Genomic DNA, 19,089 nt, shown 5'->3' on the forward strand with positions numbered 1-19,089 from the left:
AAAAAATAGCCGACCATTCAGTCGGCATAATATTTAACTTGCTCTGATATTCTCAGGCATAGGATCTTCAATCGGACGGATGTCGATTTCTGGGTTTTCAGGATCAACCTTATTTTCCGATTTCGGTTCTGTTTTCGGTTCTTCTTGCTGGGCTTTAGATGCATCTTGAGCTGGCTGCTTTTCTGACTTTTCAGTCGTTACTTCAGCTACATTTTCAACCGCTTGTGCAGTTTTAGTTTCAGGCGTTGGCTCCACTTTCATTGGCTCAATAATGGCTTTATCAGGCATGCCAACAACTGGTTGTTTGTGCATTTTCACTTTTTCATGTGCATTTTCTGACTCAAGATCGACCACTTGTTCCGTTGTGGCAGTTTTATCTGAAAGTTCAGGATTTGGCTTACTATTTTTTTCTTCCAGCAATGGTGAAACGACATTGATTTCATCCGAATCTTCAGGAGCATTCTCAGCAATATGAATATTCTGAGAACCATTGGTTTTCTTCACAATCAATTTGCGGCTAAGCTCCACTTTTGGATCAAGCCAGATAGCTAAAATGGCATCATTGGTAGCTTTGTCAAATTCATCTGCAATAACTTGATTATTAACGATAAAATAACCACGATCAGTCAACGCAACATAATAGAGTATATCGCCTGGTTTTAAATCGGGCAAAGTTCTACGCAAGCGGTCGATTATTGCCTCTTGATTGGGAAATTTTATTTCTAAATGTGCCCAAGAGCGAGCGATAGAAATAGCAAAATCACGTCCATCCACAGGCTTATCATATTTTAGGCTCACCATAAGTGGACGAATATTGGGTTGATATTCGCCCGTTTCAGTGAAAAGAGATATGTTGTAAATTTTAAAGGGACCCCATGTGTAATCTAAATCATTGATTTTCTTCCAATCAGACAGAGCATTGCCACTTAATAGGGTAAATAACAAAGTAAAGAGAGCTTTATAGCGCATTCTTGTTGCCTCTTGAATAGTTGAGTTTACATTATACCGTTAAATTTTCCGCTTGTCGTAGTAGAAGTGGGTAAAAATTTTGTGATCTAGTTCAAAAATTTGTGAGATTTCACTACAAAATTAAATCAAAAGGAGTAGGATGAAATTAAATCTATTAATAATCTAATTTAAGGAGTTTACTATGTTTCCTGAATATCGTGATTTGATTACTAAATTGAAAAACGAAGATGCTCATTTCGCTCGTTTATTTGATAAGCATAATGAAATCGATCAAAAAATTAAAAACCAAGAAGCGAATATTGAATTCGCCACTCAACAGGAAGTTGAAACGCTTAAAAAAGAAAAATTGAAAATTAAAGATGAACTTTATGCGATTTTAAGAAAATATTCTGCGAAATAGGTTGTTAATTGAACGTTGAAAGGGGTGAATATCAAATATTCAGCCCTTTAATTTTTTAGTCAATAGGGATTAGATATTTCAAAAAAGCTTATCTTGAAACTTCAAACAAAGATCTAAAATGAGGATATTTATTAAATATCCGTCTTCTCTTTATACTCACACAAATCTTCAATAATGCACGAGCCACAACGGGGTTTGCGGGCAATGCAGGTGTAGCGACCATGCAAAATCAACCAATGGTGCACATCAACTTTAAACTCAGCAGGTACAACTTTCAGTAGTTTCTTCTCTACCTCAACCACGTTCTTCCCAGGAGCAAAACCTGTGCGGTTCGAAACACGGAAAATATGCGTATCAACTGCAATGGTTGGATGACCAAACGCGGTATTCAACACCACGTTAGCGGTTTTTCGCCCAACACCTGCAAGGGCTTCTAACGCATCACGATCTTCGGGCACAATGCCGTTATGTTTTTCAATCAAATCACGGCATGTTTTGATGATATTTTCCGCCTTGCTATTAAATAGCCCAATGGTTTTGATGTACTCTTTTAAGCCATCAACGCCCAAGGCTAAAATCGCTTCAGGCGTATTAGCAACGGGGAAAAGTTTATCTGTTGCTTTGTTCACGCCTTTGTCTGTCGCTTGGGCAGAAAGAATGACTGCGATCAACAATTCAAAAGGTGAGGAATAATTTAATTCAGTGGTAGGATGCGGGTTTTCATTCCGCAATCTTGTTAAAATTTCAATACGTTTTGCTTGGTTCATTATCCAAAAAATCCTTGTTCATAGAGCATTTTGGCGACCATTATAAACGAAATTGTCACTAACATTGGGCGAATTAGTTTTTTGCCTTTAGTTACCACCATTCTCGCCCCCAATGTTGCTCCGATAAATTGCCCAATAAGCATAATAAAGCCAATTTCCCATACGACGGCACCGCCAAAAATGAAGAAAAGTAGCGATGCGAAGTTAGAGGTAAAGTTCAATACTTTAGCGTGAGCAACCGCTTTGGTGAGATTAAAACCAAGTAAAAGCACGAAAGCGAGTGTGTAAAATGAGCCGACTGCAGGTCCGAAAACACCATCGTAAAAGCCTAATCCCATTCCCGCCGTAAAGCCGAATAGCGAGTAGCTGATGCGTTGTTTGCGATCTTGATCGCCAATGTTTGGGCTAAATAAAAAATAGATGCCGATAGCAAAAATTAGAAAAGGCAAGCCGATTTTCAATGCATTCACATCAATATTTTGTACCACAATCGTACCAAGAGCGGCGCCGATAAATGTCAGTAAAATCAGCAGTGCAACCTGTTTTAAATCGACCGCTTTTTTGCGAACAAAATAGAGCGAAGCTGAAAACGAACCACCGCACGCTTGCAATTTATTCGTACCTAAAGCAATGGCAGGCGGCAAGCCTGTCGAAAGCAAAGCGGGAATAGTTAATAACCCACCACCGCCCGCAATCGCATCAATAAAACCTGCAACTGTCGCAACGCCAAAAAGCATTGCAATCACATCAAATCCAAGTTCCATACGTTTTCCTAATAAACCACCATTTCATCGCTATGAATTGCCACCGTACCAAATTCATAGCCGAGCAAGTGTTCAATTTCAGCTGATTTTTGTCCTTTAATACGGCGTAAAGCCTCATCACCGTAGCGAACTAAGCCAAGTGCCAGAGGTTTCGCTTCGGTGTTGAATACTTTCACCAATTCACCGCGAGCAAACTCACCTTTGACTTCTAAAATCCCAACAGGTAAGAGCGATTTGTGCTGCAATAATGCAGTTTCTGCCCCTTTATCTACTACAATGCTTCCTACTTGAGGGGCGGCAAAAAGCCACTGCTTACGCCCTTCCAAGCGGTCGGATTGAACCAGAAATTTACTACCAATCGCTTGTCCATTGGCTAAATCGACCAGCACATTTTCACGTGAACCAGAGGCTATAATGGTTTCTACGCCTGAACGAGTTGCAATATCAGCGGCAATAATTTTGGTACTCATTCCGCCAGTGCCAAGCCCAGTTGAGCTTCCGCCCGCAATTTGGCGAATTTCAGGTGTGATTTTTTCAACCACAGAAAGTAAAGTTGCATTTGGATCTTTACGTGGATCAGCTGTAAATAAACCTTCTTGGTCGGTTAATAAATAGAGCTGATCGGCTTGAGCTAAAATTGCCACTAAAGCAGATAAATTATCGTTATCGCCTACTTTAAACTCTTCGGTTGCCACGGTGTCATTTTCATTGATAACAGGGATAATTTTTTGTTCAAGCAAGGCATTGAGCGTATCACGAGCATTTAAGAAACGTTCGCGATCATCAATATCAGCACGGGTCAAGAGAATTTGCCCGATATTGATACCATAAATATCAAAAAGATTTTCCCAAGTGCGGATTAACTGGCTTTGCCCAACCGCAGCAAGCATCTGTTTATAAGCAAGCGTTTTTGGCAGTTCTGGATGCCCTAAATAATCTCTCCCTGCCGCTGCCGCGCCAGAGGTCACGACAATAACACGATGATATTTATGAAGCTCGGCAATTTGTTTTACTAACTCCAACATATAAGGGCGGCTAAGGCTTTTCCCTCCGTGGGTTAAAGTGCTTGTACCGAATTTGATGATGATGGTTTTTGACATAGTGGATTCCATTTTGAAAGGGCTCAGAGACTTGGTTCATACTATAAATGAAGCTATTGTAAGTCAAGAGCGGTACGATCAATACTTTTATATCAAATATTAAAAACTATTTGTCACCTCGATAAGGAGTGTCGAAGAGATATACTTTACATTTATAAAATATCGAAAATAAAAAAACTTACTACTTATGTTTGTATAACTTTTATTTATTTTATATTGTAAAATAAACTAGATGGCACGTTTTATATGGAGTAAAATGCTCCACCTTTTTACTCTAAGGATTTTACAATGAAAAAAACCGCATTAGCACTTTTCGCAGGTGCATTTTTAGTAAATGATGTATCTGCTTTAATTTATAAAGCAGAAGAAACAGGCACGCAAATTGATTTCACTGGTTCTGCACGCTTGCAATGGCGTAGTACTGCAAATAAAACTTCACCCGTAAATGGTAACATTACCCGCAACCACGTAAATCAAGCGGTTCGCGACAATGGCTCACGTTTTGGCTTCAAAATAACTCAACAATTAGGTGAAGGCTTCTATGCATTGGGGCGTGTGGAATGGCGTTTCCAAGATTTAGCTTCATCACAACACGGTTTTGATCACTTATACGACCGCTACCTTTATGCCGGTTTTGGTCACAAATCATTTGGTGAGTTAACTTACGGTAATATGGCAACCATTACCGATGAAGTAAAGCAAACAGATTTAGCAAATACATTAAGCCTTTCTGATGGTTTATTACCTTATGCAGCACGCCACGCAATACAATATACTTACTCTGGTGTTGAAGGCTTAAAAGTGGGGGCATTCTATTCAGGTCATAGCCAACGAGGTGCAAACGGTTTAGATTTAAGCAATGAGCTAAAAGATATTTGGGGTGTAGGTGCAACCTATAAATATAAAATTGACGGCAAACAGAGCATAAAAACAGGTATTGGTTTCGCTCGTGATCGTTTCGAACAAGCTAACCGCCCAACTTATGACCGTAACGCATACGCTTTAGGCTTAGCTTACACTTACGATAAAACAACTGTAGGTGTAGATTTAGAGCGTCGTATAACCAAAGATCAAACCTATGTGGGTAACAAACGCATTGAGAAAGAAGTACGTACCGTTGCATTACAAAAATTAACCGACGATTTAAGCGTGTATACAATGTATGCGTATAAAGAAAATAAATTGAATGCGGTATCTGGTCAAAATGATACTAAACGCCGTAATAATCAGTTTATGGTTGGTTCTGAATATTACTTATTCAGCGACTACCTCAAACCAATGAACTTAAAATTTAAAGCGTTCGTAGAATGGCAGAGTAACCATATCAAAAACTTCACCAATGGTAACAAATCAAACCGTGTTCGCGATAACGTAACCGTTATCGGTGCTCGTGCTTATTGGTAATTTTCCATGTTTTCACTTGAAATGATGCTTACTGAGCTTGCCGAAGTGTAGTCTTTTCAATAAATAGAACCTAGCCTCGAGCTAGGTTTTTTATTTGGGCGTGAGTGTGCTATCCTAGCATTATTCTTTATTGACTAAATCTAATATGACTTATTCCGACTGGCTAACTTATGCCAACCAATTATTAACCGAAAAATTAAGCCAAGATCCTTATCTGAATGCGAAATTAGATGTGAACTTGCTATTACAAGCGGTGACAAAACGCTCACGTTCTGCGATTTTTGCATTTGGAGAAACAGAGCTGAATGAAGCAGAGCAAAATCAGCTAAATCAGATGTTGGAACGTCGCACAAAAGGAGAGCCAATGGCGTATATTTTAGGTGAAAAAGAGTTTTGGTCGTTGCCATTAAAAGTTTCGTCTGATACTTTGATTCCCCGTCCAGATACAGAACGATTGGTTGAAGTCGCATTAGATTGGGCAAACAAGCGGTTGGAAAATCAAGAAAGTTTGCAAATTTTAGATTTAGGGACAGGGACAGGGGCAATTGCACTGGCACTAGCTTCCGAATTAAAGCAGAAAGTGCAAGTATTAGGTGTCGATTTTAAGCCCGAAGTGGTAGTACTTGCGGAAAGTAATCGCCAAACGTTGCAGATTGAAAATGCTCGTTTTCAGCAAAGCGATTGGTTTTCAACATTAGGAAATCTGCAGTTCGATTTGATCGTAAGTAACCCGCCTTATATTGATGCGGAAGATGAAAATTTGCAGATTGGCGATGTGCGGTTTGAGCCTTTAACCGCATTGGTGGCAGATAATCACGGTTTGAGCGATTTGCAAAAGATTATCGAAAATGCACCGCTTTATTTAAAGCCGAATGGGGCGTTATTTTTAGAACACGGTTGGCAACAAGCGCGCGATGTACAACATATTTTCCGCCAAAATCATTGGCAAGCGGTTGAAACTTTCCAAGATTATGCCAATTTAGATCGTATTACTAAGGCTGAGAAATAAAGCTAGAAAAGTAAAAAAGAATAAAAAAGAAGGACAAAATGGACGATATTATTAACGAAATTTTGCAAGAACTGGAGTCGCCGAAAACCACCATAAGTGATGAAAAATTGCAGACGTTTTTGTATGAAGAGATGGATCGAATTGGTGGAATTGTGGATGAAAGTGTAACGCCTCGCCAACGTAGTGCACGTACTTCGGCTTTGGTACGCAAGGTGAGACAGCTCATTACTGCCGAGAATGAGCTTGATAGATTGCATCAATTGCTAGATGTGATTTATTGCCAAATGAAATTTTCTTATCGCTACACCGACTATTTCAACAGCGATAATTTGGTGCTGCATAAAGTTTTGCAAACTAAGCAAGGAATGCCCGTCTCTTTTGCGGCAATTTTGCTCTATTTAGCGGCGAAATGTGGCATTCCGCTGTTTGCGGTGAATTTCCCTACACAAATCATTTTGCGTGCGGAAATTACTCACTATGATGGTCGCCAAGAAACGCTTTTTATCAACCCTGCAGATGGTAAGTTTTTAAGCATTGAAGATTTAGAAAAATGGCTAGATGGTGAACCACCAATGGTTGGTGTGTTGGTTACACCTGTTTTAATTCGTCGAGCTGAGCCGTTTGAACTATTAGAACGGGTCGAAACGCTCTTTAAAATGGCATTAACCAAAGAAAAAAAATTCCAAGAAGTGCTAGAAATGATAAACTTCCGCCTGATTTTCTCGCCTGATGACCCGTATGAAATTCGTGATCGTGGGATGATTTTTGCCACGATGGATTGCTTCCAAGCAGCTTATGAAGATTTAAGCTATTTCGTTGATCAATGCCCTGATGATCCTTCTGCGATGATGATAAAGATGGATATTAAGCAGCTTGAGCAAAAAGGCAAAGAGATAGTTTTACACTAATTTTCCCTATTTTATTACCGTAAGGACTAAAAAATGACCGATAAAATCGTAAAAGTCGGCAACGTTGAAGTTGCGAATAACAAGCCATTCACCTTGTTTGGTGGAATGAATGTATTAGAAAGCCGTGATATGGCGATGCGTGTGTGTGAAAAATATGTAGAAGTTACGCAAAAATTGGGCGTGCCTTACGTATTTAAAGCCTCATTTGACAAAGCAAACCGCTCTTCTATCCACTCTTACCGTGGACCAGGTATGGAAGAAGGCTTAAAAATCTTCCAAGAATTAAAAGACACATTCGGTGTAAATATCATCACCGATGTGCATGAAATCTACCAATGCCAACCTGTTGCCGAAGTGGTAGATGTAATCCAGTTACCTGCTTTTTTAGCCCGTCAAACTGACTTAGTTGAAGCGATGGCGCGTACAGGAGCAGTGATTAACGTGAAAAAACCGCAATTCTTAAGCCCAGGTCAGATGGGAAATATTGTAGAGAAAATCGAAGAGTGTGGTAACGACAAGGTGATTCTTTGCGACCGTGGGACGAACTTCGGTTACGACAATTTAGTTGTGGATATGCTTGGCTTCAACATGATGAAGAAAGTCTCTAAGGGTTGTCCTGTGATTTTTGATGTGACTCACTCACTGCAATGCCGTGATCCATTTGGTGCAGCTTCTGGCGGTCGTCGCGATCAAGTCACAGAACTTGCTCGTGCGGGTATGGCAATTGGTTTAGCAGGGCTTTTCTTAGAAGCGCATCCAGATCCAAACAACGCAAAATGTGATGGTCCATCAGCACTTCCGCTTTCTAAATTAGAAGCCTTTGTTTCACAAATGAAAGCGATTGATGATTTAGTGAAATCATTTGAAGAGATTGATACCTCTAACTAATTTAATAAGTATTTACCAAAGGAATATAAAATGAAAAACATAATGTTATTTGGTACTATTTTGGCACTTTCTGCTTGTTCATTACCTCAACAACAAAGCTCTGTGCCAATGGATGCACAAGCTGTTCAAGCATATCAACAACGTATTAATACGAAAAATACTGTTGATAAAAACCACCCTGTACAGCAAGAAGCTCTGAATCAAAGTGATACACGTAAAAGAGAAGTAAATTATTATCCTGCTGTTCCTGCGATTTACCCTGCGGTACATTATGGTCATTGGTATTACTAATCTTATCTGTGCTAAAATGCCCTGTCTTTTCTTGAAGGTAACTTACTATGAAAAAAATCGTTATTCTAGGATCGACAGGGTCCATTGGCAAAAGCACCCTTTCGGTCATTCAAAATAATCCGTCTGATTATCAAATTTTTGCTTTAGTAGGCGGAAAAAATGTGGAGTTAATGGCAGCTCAATGCGTATTATTCCAACCTCAATTTGCGGCATTAGATGATGAAAATGCAGCCGTACAACTCAAAGCTCACCTCATAACACTTAACATCAAAACGGAAGTATTAGTTGGGCAAAAAGCAATTTGTGAACTTGCCTCTCACCCTGAAGTAGATATGGTAATGGCTGCAATTGTTGGGGCTGCGGGACTTTTGCCTACACTTTCCGCCGTTAAAGCGGGGAAACGTGTATTACTTGCAAATAAAGAATCGCTGGTTACTTGTGGGCAGATTTTTATTGATGAAGCGAAAAAGTCAGGTGCAAAACTCTTGCCTGTTGATAGCGAACATAATGCGATTTTCCAATCTTTGCCTGCGGAAGCACAAAATAAGATCGGTTTTTGCCCGCTTGCAGAGCTTGGTGTGAGCAAAATTATCTTAACAGGTTCAGGCGGCCCGTTCCGTACTAAACCATTAAATGAATTTGATGCGATTACACCAGCTCAAGCCGTTGCTCATCCAAACTGGTCGATGGGTAAAAAAATCTCTGTTGATAGTGCAACAATGATGAACAAAGGCTTGGAATATATTGAAGCACGTTGGTTGTTTAATGCAGCCGCAGAAGAGATGGAAATTATTATTCATCCGCAATCCATAATCCATTCGATGGTTCGTTATATTGATGGTTCGGTAATTGCTCAAATGGGAAGTCCTGATATGTGCACGGCAATTGCACACAGTATGGCGTATCCTGATCGCATCAATGCGGGTGTACCACCACTTGATTTTTTTAAACTTAAAGAATTAACCTTTATTGAGCCTGATTTTGAACGTTATCCAAATCTTAAATTAGCGATTGATGCTTTCTCTGCTGGGCAATATGCAACTACTGCAATGAATGCTGCAAATGAAATTGCTGTTGATGCATTTTTAAATGAGCAGATCCGTTTTACGGATATTGTAAATGTGAATCGAAGTGTTATTGAAAATATAGCACCAATTGATATTCAAGACATTGATGATGTTTTACATATCGATAAACTGGCGAGAGAATTGGCAAAACAAATTGTATTACAGATATAAAATATTAAAACGGTTAGACGAGTAAATAGAAAAGCTAATTTTATTCCTTTCTCCTTATCATCGTTGAAAAAGAGGCTTTTGCCTCTTTTCTCTACTACTTTGTCCTAATTTTAAGTGGTAATTCTCTTCTAGAGTTTTACTTATTAAAGTTTCTCAACCAGCTCCACCGCATAGCCAATATAGCTTTCAGGTGTCATCTCTTTTAAGCGAGCTTTTTCTGCTTCTGGTAGGCTTAAGCTATCAATAAACTTACGCATTGCTTCGCCTGTTACACGTTTGCCGCGGGTGAGTTCTTTTAATTTCTCATACGGTTTTTCGATGCCGTAGCGACGCATTACTGTTTGGATTGGTTCTGCTAATACTTCCCAGTTTTGATCTAATTCATCACGTAAGTGCTGCTCATTTACTTCTAATTTGCTGATGCCTTTTAAAGTTGAAGCATACGCAATTAATGCATAGCCTAAGCCGACGCCTAAGTTACGTAATACGGTTGAATCGGTTAAGTCTCGTTGCCAGCGAGAGATTGGTAATTTTTGACCTAAATGGCTCATAATTGCATTTGCTAAGCCTAAGTTACCTTCGGAATTTTCGAAGTCAATTGGGTTTACCTTGTGAGGCATGGTTGAAGAACCAATTTCGCCCGCAATAGTGCGTTGTTTGAAGTGGTTTAATGCAATGTAGCCCCACATATCTCGGTCGAAGTCGATCACGATAGTGTTGAAACGAGCGACACAGTCAAAGAATTCTGCAATGTAATCGTGTGGTTCAATTTGAGTAGTGTACGGGTTCCAAGTTACCTCTAAAGATTGTTCGATGAACTCTTGGCTGAAAGTATGCCAGTCAATATCTGGATAAGCTGATAAATGAGCGTTGTAGTTACCTACAGCACCATTGATTTTCGCCAAAATCTCTAAATTTTCGAGCTGTTTATATTGGCGTTTTAAGCGGTAAGCGACGTTTGCCATCTCTTTACCGATGGTTGTTGGGCTGGCTGGCTGACCGTGAGTGCGAGAAAGTAATGGAATGTTTTTGTAACGCTCTGCAAGTTCAACCAGAGCATCAATCACTTTTTTCCACTCTGGCAATAACACTTCTTCACGTGCGGTTTTAAGCATTAACGCGTGCGAGGTATTATTGATGTCTTCAGAAGTGCAAGCAAAGTGAATGAATTCGTTGATTTTGTAAAGCTCTGGCAAGGCTTCGCATTTCTCTTTTAAGAAGTATTCCACTGCTTTTACATCGTGGTTGGTGGTGCGTTCAATGGTTTTGATACGGTTTGCATCTTCAATAGAAAAGTTTGCCACAATGCTATCAAGATAGTTGCTTGCTTCTGCAGATAATGCTGGCACTTCTTGAATTTGTGTATGTGTAGCTAATTTTTGCAACCAACGCACTTCGACTGTAACACGATATTTTAATAGACCAAATTCACTAAAAATCGGGCGAAGGGCTGCCGCTTTGTCTTGATAACGACCATCAATTGGGGACAAGGCGGTTAAAGCGTTAAGTTCCATTGAGATTTCTCCGTAATAAATAAAAATAAGCGGGTGAAATATAGCATTTTTTTGCAAATCTTTCACGAATGAAAAGGGAAAGCGGAGTACACTCCGCCTGAATTTTATAATTGAATGTCTAACTTATAGTAAGCTCGCAAGGCTTTTTCTCTCGCTTTTTCAGTATTCTCATCGCAAGCTAAAATCACGCCCATACGACGGTGACCATCTACGCTACCTTTACCAAATAAGCGAATATTTGTGCCGATTTCTTCTAACACTTTATCGAGATTGCTGAAAGTCACATTATCTGATTTACCTTCCACCACAATCGCTTTAGAGGCTGCTGGGCTAATTTGATAGATCTCTGGAATAGGTAAGCCTAAAATCGCACGAGCATGTAAGGCGAACTGGGAAAGTGCTTGAGAAGCCATTGTGACTATACCCGTATCGTGTGGGCGAGGAGAGACCTCATTGAAAATAATTTCATCGCCACAAACAAAAAGTTCTACGCCGAAAATACCATGACCGCCAAGTGCTGAGGTGATCTTTTCAGCTACTTCTTGAGCTTTGCGTTGAGCCGCTTCGCTCATGACTTGTGGCTGCCAAGACTCTTGATAATCGCCATTTTTCTGAATATGCCCAATCGGGGCAAGGAATGAAGTGCCGTGTATATGGCGAACTGTGAGCTGCGTAATTTCATAATCAAACTGAATAAACCCTTCCACAATCACACGCCCGCTACCTGCACGGCCACCTTCTTGAGCATATTGCCACGCTTGCTTAATTTGGTCGGTTGATTTAATAATCGATTGCCCGTGTCCAGAAGAAGACATTATCGGTTTGACCACGCAAGGAATGCCAATTTCTGCAATGGCTTGCTTGAACGCCTCGAAATTATCTACAAAACGATAAGGCGAGGTTTTTAACCCTAATTCTTCAGCCGCTAAACGGCGAATACCTTCACGGTTCATTGTTAGTTTTGTTGCTTTCGCTGTTGGAATCACGTTATAGCCTTTGTTTTCTAATTCCACTAAGGTATCAGTCGCAATGGCTTCCACTTCTGGAACGATGAAATCAGGCTTTTCTTTTTCGACCAACGCACGCAATACCTGTCCGTCTAGCATTGAGATGGTATATGCTCGATGTGCCACTTGCTGAGCAGGTGCATTTTCATAGCGATCAACTGCAATCACTTCTACACCTAAACGCTGAAGTTCAATCACGACTTCTTTACCTAATTCGCCTGAGCCTAACATCATTACTTTAGTTGCATTCGGTCTTAACGCTGTTCCGATTGTGGTCATGTCTTTGATCCTTTTGAGTAAAATAAAAAGCAAACGTTTGCGTGAATTATACAGAAAAGCGGTAAGATTTTGTAATTTTTTTGTAAAATCTTACCGCTTAATAGAATGCTCAAGTCTAAACCTGATATTTTGTTTTGTCTCCGATATCAAAGTGCAGCGGCATTCGCCATTTTTGAATAGACAGAATGAGTAATAAAATGCCAATAATGATTGAGAAAATTCGCACTAGCAAAGCTTGCTCAAAAACAAAAGCAAACCAAAGTATAGCAACAAAAATCGGTTGAGCATTTAAACCAAATATTCTAAAACAGAAATATTCTTTATAACTTAATCCTCCAATTACAAGCAACATTGCTCCCAATGCAATCATTGGCAGGTTGAAAATGAAACAAAGTAACCCTATCCATGCAGCAAATTGAAAAATAAGACGAAATTGTTTGAGGTACAAATGCAAAGATGAAGCAAGCATAGTACCCGCAATTAATAATCCTCTTATTGCTATTTCAGATTGATAAGGCAACAAGAATATTGCAAGTGTCGCCAAGACAAAGCCTGAGCGGTAAATGATTACGGTAAGATAATCCCAGAAATCCATCGGGGATTTAATTTGCGGATCTGCCATTTCTTTCTCCTTTATAAATTATGTGTTATCTAATTTCTGATTGCCTAAAAACTTCCCAATCAACGCTTTTCCTAATTCTGATTGATTTAATCCCTCCAATGTTGCTGCGATTTTTGTGCCGCCTGTGGAGCTGAATAGTTCACCCACACGCTGAATACCGCTATCCACTTTTTCATCGTTAATGATGAATTTCATATCAGAATTTGAAAGTGCTTTCGCTTGTTCGATACCGATGGCTTGGTTTGCTTCAATTTGACGAATACTGATTAAGTAGCTTTGGTATCCCTCGTTGCCACCGATCTCTTTCGCTAACTCAATTTGACCTGAAACCAAGGAAATTTCAAGTTTTTGTTTCGCTTCTGCTTCTGCTGCACCAATCTTTGCAATACCTTGGGCTTCTTTGTCTTTCGTTTCAAGCAAGGCTTCCGCGGCTAAGAAGGCTTTTTGTTTTTCCCCTTCTGCCACCAAAATTTGGTGTTGGCGTTCTGCTTCAGAATTAATAATCAACGCATTTTTGTTTGCTTCGGCACGAATTTCTTGGGTGCGTTTTTCTTGATCGGCTTTTACGATTTCCACATCTTTTAAGATTTCTGCTTGTTTTACTTCCGCCACGCGTTTAACTTCCATTTCACGTTCTTTAGTGATTTTCTCTTGCTCTTTCACTAATTGTTGTGCTTGCTCGTTAGAAACAGCGACCTCGCGTTGATTTTCTACGGTTTTCAAACCCACGGCTTTTTCCGCCTCTTGACGCTTGACGTCCGCTTCTTTTTTGGCTTCAATTTCGGCAATTTGTGCTTCTTTTTGATTGCGTGCGACTTCTACACGGCTCTCTTTCTCAATAAAAGATTTTTTGATTTCCATAATGTTGAAAATCACTTTGGAAGAACCACTATCGCGAATATCCATTAACTCAATATTTTTCACTGGTTCAATCCCCCAACTTTTGAGCTGCTCTTTTACCGCTTGGGTAAAATCATCGCCCAATTCTGAACGCACTTGTAAAATATCGTTCAAGTTACGGCTAGAAAGGATTGAACGCACCGAACCTTGAATAATATCCACTAACTGAATGTTCATATCATGGAAATCTGATACACGTTGTGCCGCTAAATTAGAGTCTGACACGCGGAAGAATGCGGTGATGTCCACTACAAACGGCAAACGTTCTAAATCATAGGCTTCGTAGTTATCAATCTTGATGGAAAACACCGATACAGGAAGCACAATGGTGCTTACCCCAATGACAGGTAACCAAGAGGGGAATGCATAGTAAACGTTACCATTACCTGTATCTTTACCGTAAGATGTTGTTTTACCGCCTGATTGCACAATATGCACCTCGTTAGTTTTCACTACTCGGCGGAATAAAAGTGCAATGACTAACATTGCTACAATAAGTAAAATGACGAAAATACCAACTAATAAATACATAAATAGTCTCTATCATTGATGAAAAGGTAATTACTTTATACTGTTCAAGTGGTGAAATTTCAAGCCTGTTATTTGAAATAATCTTTTCAAAATAGGTTATGTGTCTCTAAATTATTTCAAATTAGAATACACCTGTTTGGTAGAATCTCAAGAATATTTCCTGAAAATTCAGTTAGAAATTTCCCTTAATACTGCTTGAGTGAATTTGTTGGAAAAAGCAGCGTAAAGCAGTTTTTTTAAGCAAATAAAAGATCTATACTAACTCCAATCATTTCTATTGTTTGGAGTTTTTATGTCAGACCGTTCCCCTAACATCACCACCCACGATCCCTTTGGTAGCTTGCTCGGTTATGCCCCAGGTGGAGTCGCGATTTATTCGTCGGATTACAATACTGCCGATGAAAAGGAGTTTCCCAATGATGCGGCGTTTCGTAGCTATGTCGGGCGGGAATATATGGGCTACAAATGGCAGTGCGTGGAGTTTGCCCGCCGTTATTTATATCTCAATCACGGCATGGTGTTTGCTGATGTGGGGATGGCGTATGAGATTTTCTCGTTACGTTTTCTTCGCCAAGTGGTTAACGATGCCTTGTTACCGCTGCAGGCGTTCGCTAATGGCTGTAAACGCAAACCACAAGCGGGAGCATTGTTAATTTGGCAGGAAGGGGGAGAGTTTAAGCACACAGGGCACGTAGCGATTATTACCGATGTGCTGGAAGATCGGGTTCGTATTGTGGAGCAAAATGTGATTCACTCGCGTCTGCCAAGCGGTCAGCAATGGACGCGTGAATTGCTGATGAGCGTTTCCGAACAAGGCTATCTTCTGCACGACACTTTCAACGACACTCACATTCTCGGCTGGATGATTCAAACCGATGATACCGAATTTGCCGAGCCGCAACCTTTCCCAAAACCGACCGCACTTTCTCTTCAAGCTCGCCACGTGGAAAATCACGGACAATTTGACGGTAAATGGCTCAATGAAAATGCACCTTTTGATGCAGCTTATATCAAAGCAATGGGCGGGCATAAAGTGAGTCATTCCGACCAATATCGCTATTTTGTTATGTCTGAAAGTGCCCAACAAGAGCTGATTCACGCCACCAACGAACTGCATTTGATGTACCTGCATGCCACCGATAAAGTGCTGAAAGATGATAATTTGTTGCAATATTTCAACATCCCAAAATTGCTTTGGCCGCGTCTGCGGCTCTCTTGGCAAAATCGCCGTTATCAAACCATCACAGGACGTTTGGATTTTTGTATGAGCGAACGTGGGCTGAAAGTCTATGAATACAACGCCGATTCCGCTTCTTGCCACGCCGAAGCAGGCTATATTATGAGCCGTTGGGCTAAACAAGCGGTCGGAAATGCAGGAAAATTTGCAGGTGAAAACCCAGCGGACGGCTTACGCAATGCCTTAGCTGATTGTTGGCAACATAGCCAAGCCAGCTCGCTCGTACACATTCTACAAGATCACGATGATGAGGAAGATTACCACGCGATGTTTATGCGCGAAGCCTTGTTGCAAGCGGGTTTCCAAGCCAAAATTATTCACGGCACAGAAGGACTACATTGGGACAAACGCGGTCAGTTAATTGATGATGAAAACAATTTAGTGCAAACCGTTTGGAAAACGTGGGCGTGGGAAACAATGCTTGAACAGCTCCGCGAAGATGCCACAGGCACGGAAGTTGCCCCACCGATTCGCACAGGTTACCCCGAAGATAAAGTGCGGTTAATCGACGTGCTACTTCGCCCAGAAGTGTTGGTATATGAGCCACTTTGGACAGCTATTCCAAGCAACAAAGCGATTTTGCCCGTGCTTTGGTCGCTCTTCCCAAATCACCGTTATTTACTGGAAGCTAGTTTTGAACTCACACCGAATCTGATTAAAAACGGCTATGCCCAAAAACCGATTGCTGGTCGCCGTGGCGATAACGTGAAATTGATCGGTGAAAACAACGCTACACTCGATACCACCGATGGGCAATTCGGCAAACAAGAAAACATCTACCAACAACTTTGGTGCTTGCCAAAAGTGGAAGAACAACACCTGCAAATTTGCACCTTTACCGTCGGTGGGCACTATGGAGGCACTTGCCTACGTTCTGATCCAAGCCGCGTGATTATGGGCAATAGTGATATGCAGCCGTTGAGAGTGGTGAAGGATAGAGCGTTTTAAGGGAAAAATTGCGTAAAGACAAGCGGTTGATTTGCAAAATAGTTTTACAAATCGACCGCTTTCATTTAATAAATCACGCTACAAACAACAATATTGCTATCAATTGCGGGGAGATGATCCGTAAGAACATCACAAGCGGATAAACGGTGGCATAAGAAAGGGATTGAGCACCGCTTTCTTCTTTCATTTCATTGGCGAAAGCAAGTGCTGGCGGGTCGGTCATTGAACCTGCAAGCAAACCGCAAAGGCTGAGATAGTTCATTTTTGCATACCAACGGGCAATCACACCGACAATCAATAATGGGATAAGGGTAATGAAAATGCCGTAACCCATCCACTCTAAACCTGAGCCGTTGGTGAGTGTATCAACAAAGCTTCCGCCTGATTTTAAGCCAATTTTTTTAGCGAGATGCTTTCGCCAACCAGATGTAAGACATCGCCTAAACGCACTTCGCTATCTGCTTTCGGCACAAAGGTTTCTTCGCCCCGTTTAAGGTGTGAACAAACGACATCTTCTTCATTAAATCCAGGGATTTCGGTTAAATTGATGCCGTCTAAATTGCGGTTGGAGACTTGCACAACAAGGGGGGCGAGTGTCTCTTTATCTTGCCCACTCTCTTTGATAAAATTGTGCGCTTCTTCATCAATTTTTACGCGGAAGAAGAGGCAGAGCAGCCACATACAGAGCAAAATACCGCAAATGCTGAAAGGATACGCCATGGCATAGGAGTTCCCCATTGTGCTGGTTACGCCTGTCATTCCAAGCTCGGTTAAAACCTGTTGCCCTGCACCTAGTGCTGGTGTGTTAGTTACCGCACCTGAGTAAATTCCAATAGCTACATCAAGCGGAATACCAGTGAGTTTGTAGATGATAATGGTCGCAAGCGAGCCAAGCACGACAATTAAAATCGCAAAGCCGTTTAGTTTCAGCCCCGATTTACGCAAAGAGGAGAAAAAACCTGGGCCGACTTGGATGCCGATGGTATAAACAAACAAAATTAAGCCAAACTCCTGCACAAAATGTAGCGTGTGACTGTCAAGCTGAATACCGTATTGCGTGGTGAAGTGGGCGACAATAATCCCGCCAAATAATACGGCACCGATACCAAGCCCTACACCTTTGATCTTCCAATGACCTACCCAAAGTCCAATTACAGCAACAAGGGCAAGCAGACCGATGGTTATCGCTGTTTCACTCATATAAATCTCGAAATTAATTAACTCTTTCGGATTATAGCAAGATGATGTTTTGAAAACAGAGTGAAACTTCAAAAATGATAACTGCGTCACATTTTTTCTTCATCAAGAAAAAGTAAGTGGTTAAGATTGTAAAATCTTTTGCAAATTTAACCGCTTGGCGTATATTGTGGGCAATGTTGTTTTCATTTAAAGGAGATTTTATGAACGACTCTCAACTTGCTAAATATATCGACCATACAGCACTCACAGCTGAAAAAACAGAACAAGATATTTTAAAACTCTGTGAAGAAGCCCTTGAATATGGCTTCTATTCTGTCTGCATCAATCCTTGTCATATTCCACTTGCCAAGCAAAAACTGGCGGATTCATCGGTGAAAATCTGCACCGTTATTGGCTTCCCACTCGGGGCAAATGCAACCTCTGTCAAAGCCTTTGAAACCGATCAAGCGATTCAAGCGGGTGCGGGTGAAATTGATATGGTAATTAACGTCGGTTGGCTCAAATCGAATCAGTGGGAAAAAGTGCAAGCTGATATTCAAGCCGTGTTTAATGCCTGCCAAGGTACACCGCTTAAAGTGATTTTGGAAACTTGCTTACTCACTAAAGAAGAAATCGTCAAAGCGTGCGAAATCTGCAAAGCAATTGGTGTTGTTTTCGTGAAAACCTCAACAGGATTTAACAAAGGCGGTGCAACCGTGGAAGATGTGTCGTTAATGAAACAGACAGTTGGCGAAATCGGTGTAAAAGCTTCAGGTGGCATTCGTGATACACAAACTGCATTAGCCATGATAACAGCAGGTGCAACGAGAATTGGTGCAAGTGCAGGGATTGCGATTGTCAGTGATGCTTTGGCTGAAGGTGAAGGGTATTAGCGAACGATCACAAAAATAAAAGCGGTAATATTTGCAAAACAATTTGCAGATCTTTCCGCTTATGTTTTTTGAGTTATTTCTGCTGATTACCGACTTTACCATTGCTCACAATGTCTGGTTGATAAAATAGAAAGACCGCTTCCATAATAAAATGTGATGGCTAAAAATTGCCTTTATTATAAGTTTTCTCATTTCTCGTTTAAATCAGAAATATGCTACACTTCTTGCCTATTTTGTGAGG

Annotated in this window: 17 protein-coding genes and 1 pseudogene; 9 read left to right on the plus strand and 9 right to left on the minus strand. The window is 40.7% G+C overall.

What is annotated here, in order from left to right:
* Nucleotides 1–33 precede the first annotated feature (33 nt).
* Nucleotides 34–969 carry a hypothetical protein gene (locus tag QMF79_RS05645; protein WP_281773057.1) on the minus strand — a complete coding sequence of 312 codons (936 nt, stop codon included), beginning with the start codon at nucleotides 967–969 and terminating at the stop codon, nucleotides 34–36.
* Nucleotides 970–1,150: 181 nt separating this feature from the next.
* On the opposite strand from QMF79_RS05645, the gene QMF79_RS05650 reads away from it, so the two are divergent.
* Entirely contained in the window at nucleotides 1,151–1,369 is a 219-nt protein-coding gene (locus tag QMF79_RS05650; RefSeq protein WP_005706248.1) for a YdcH family protein, read from the plus strand.
* A gap of 131 nt (nucleotides 1,370–1,500) precedes the next feature.
* On the opposite strand, the gene nth is transcribed toward QMF79_RS05650, so the two are convergent.
* From nth to proB, 3 genes are read right to left on the minus strand one after another with little or no spacing between them, the layout of a single operon-like run.
* Nucleotides 1,501–2,136 carry an endonuclease III gene (nth, locus tag QMF79_RS05655; protein ID WP_111427398.1) on the minus strand — a complete coding sequence of 212 codons (636 nt, stop codon included), beginning with the start codon at nucleotides 2,134–2,136 and terminating at the stop codon, nucleotides 1,501–1,503.
* Nucleotides 2,136–2,900 (minus strand): TSUP family transporter, encoded by a 765-nt coding sequence (locus QMF79_RS05660; protein WP_281773058.1) that lies wholly within the window; start codon nucleotides 2,898–2,900, stop codon nucleotides 2,136–2,138. The genes nth and QMF79_RS05660 overlap by 1 nt, the downstream gene beginning before the upstream one ends.
* 8 nt (nucleotides 2,901–2,908) lie before the next feature.
* Nucleotides 2,909–4,000 (minus strand): glutamate 5-kinase, encoded by a 1,092-nt coding sequence (proB, locus tag QMF79_RS05665; protein WP_281773059.1) that lies wholly within the window; start codon nucleotides 3,998–4,000, stop codon nucleotides 2,909–2,911.
* Between the two features lie 288 nt (nucleotides 4,001–4,288).
* Between proB and QMF79_RS05670 the strand changes: the two genes are divergently transcribed.
* The 6 genes from QMF79_RS05670 (at nucleotide 4,289) to ispC (ending at nucleotide 9,738) form a co-directional block, all read left to right on the plus strand.
* Complete coding sequence (locus QMF79_RS05670) at nucleotides 4,289–5,404, plus strand: porin (protein ID WP_281773060.1); 1,116 nt, start codon at nucleotides 4,289–4,291, stop codon at nucleotides 5,402–5,404.
* A 145-nt stretch (nucleotides 5,405–5,549) separates the two neighbouring features.
* Nucleotides 5,550–6,413 carry a peptide chain release factor N(5)-glutamine methyltransferase gene (prmC, locus tag QMF79_RS05675; protein ID WP_281773079.1) on the plus strand — a complete coding sequence of 288 codons (864 nt, stop codon included), beginning with the start codon at nucleotides 5,550–5,552 and terminating at the stop codon, nucleotides 6,411–6,413.
* Nucleotides 6,414–6,451: 38 nt separating this feature from the next.
* A complete protein-coding gene (locus QMF79_RS05680; protein ID WP_281773061.1) occupies nucleotides 6,452–7,321 on the plus strand; it encodes a SirB1 family protein in 870 nt (289 codons plus the stop codon).
* A 33-nt stretch (nucleotides 7,322–7,354) separates the two neighbouring features.
* Nucleotides 7,355–8,209, plus strand: a complete 855-nt coding sequence (gene kdsA / locus QMF79_RS05685) for a 3-deoxy-8-phosphooctulonate synthase (protein ID WP_281773062.1) — start codon at nucleotides 7,355–7,357, stop codon at nucleotides 8,207–8,209.
* A gap of 30 nt (nucleotides 8,210–8,239) precedes the next feature.
* Nucleotides 8,240–8,500, plus strand: a complete 261-nt coding sequence (locus tag QMF79_RS05690) for a hypothetical protein (protein ID WP_111427392.1) — start codon at nucleotides 8,240–8,242, stop codon at nucleotides 8,498–8,500.
* Between the two features lie 47 nt (nucleotides 8,501–8,547).
* Nucleotides 8,548–9,738 (plus strand): 1-deoxy-D-xylulose-5-phosphate reductoisomerase, encoded by a 1,191-nt coding sequence (gene ispC, locus QMF79_RS05695; RefSeq protein ID WP_281773063.1) that lies wholly within the window; start codon nucleotides 8,548–8,550, stop codon nucleotides 9,736–9,738.
* Nucleotides 9,739–9,881: 143 nt separating this feature from the next.
* Here the strand turns inward: ispC and purB are convergent, their stop codons facing one another.
* From purB to QMF79_RS05715, 4 genes are all read right to left on the minus strand, one after another.
* Nucleotides 9,882–11,252, minus strand: coding sequence for an adenylosuccinate lyase (gene purB, locus QMF79_RS05700; protein WP_281773064.1), 1,371 nt, complete (start codon nucleotides 11,250–11,252; stop codon nucleotides 9,882–9,884).
* 104 nt (nucleotides 11,253–11,356) lie between these two features.
* Nucleotides 11,357–12,538, minus strand: coding sequence for a formate-dependent phosphoribosylglycinamide formyltransferase (gene purT, locus QMF79_RS05705; protein WP_281773065.1), 1,182 nt, complete (start codon nucleotides 12,536–12,538; stop codon nucleotides 11,357–11,359).
* A gap of 115 nt (nucleotides 12,539–12,653) precedes the next feature.
* Entirely contained in the window at nucleotides 12,654–13,160 is a 507-nt protein-coding gene (locus QMF79_RS05710; RefSeq protein ID WP_281773066.1) for a DUF2301 domain-containing membrane protein, read from the minus strand.
* Between the two features lie 18 nt (nucleotides 13,161–13,178).
* Nucleotides 13,179–14,591, minus strand: coding sequence for an SPFH domain-containing protein (locus tag QMF79_RS05715; RefSeq protein ID WP_281773067.1), 1,413 nt, complete (start codon nucleotides 14,589–14,591; stop codon nucleotides 13,179–13,181).
* A 292-nt stretch (nucleotides 14,592–14,883) separates the two neighbouring features.
* On the opposite strand from QMF79_RS05715, the gene gss reads away from it, so the two are divergent.
* Nucleotides 14,884–16,776 (plus strand): bifunctional glutathionylspermidine amidase/synthase, encoded by a 1,893-nt coding sequence (gene gss, locus QMF79_RS05720; protein ID WP_281773068.1) that lies wholly within the window; start codon nucleotides 14,884–14,886, stop codon nucleotides 16,774–16,776.
* Between the two features lie 73 nt (nucleotides 16,777–16,849).
* Here gss and QMF79_RS05725 read toward each other — a convergent pair.
* Nucleotides 16,850–17,976: pseudogene (locus tag QMF79_RS05725) on the minus strand (hypothetical protein).
* 200 nt (nucleotides 17,977–18,176) lie between these two features.
* Between QMF79_RS05725 and deoC the strand changes: the two are divergent.
* A complete protein-coding gene (gene deoC / locus QMF79_RS05730) occupies nucleotides 18,177–18,848 on the plus strand; it encodes a deoxyribose-phosphate aldolase (RefSeq protein WP_281773069.1) in 672 nt (223 codons plus the stop codon).
* Nucleotides 18,849–19,089: the final 241 nt, after the last annotated feature.

The organism is Pseudohaemophilus parahaemolyticus (genome assembly GCF_938021905.1).
Classification (GTDB): domain Bacteria; phylum Pseudomonadota; class Gammaproteobacteria; order Enterobacterales; family Pasteurellaceae; genus Haemophilus_A; species Haemophilus_A parahaemolyticus_B.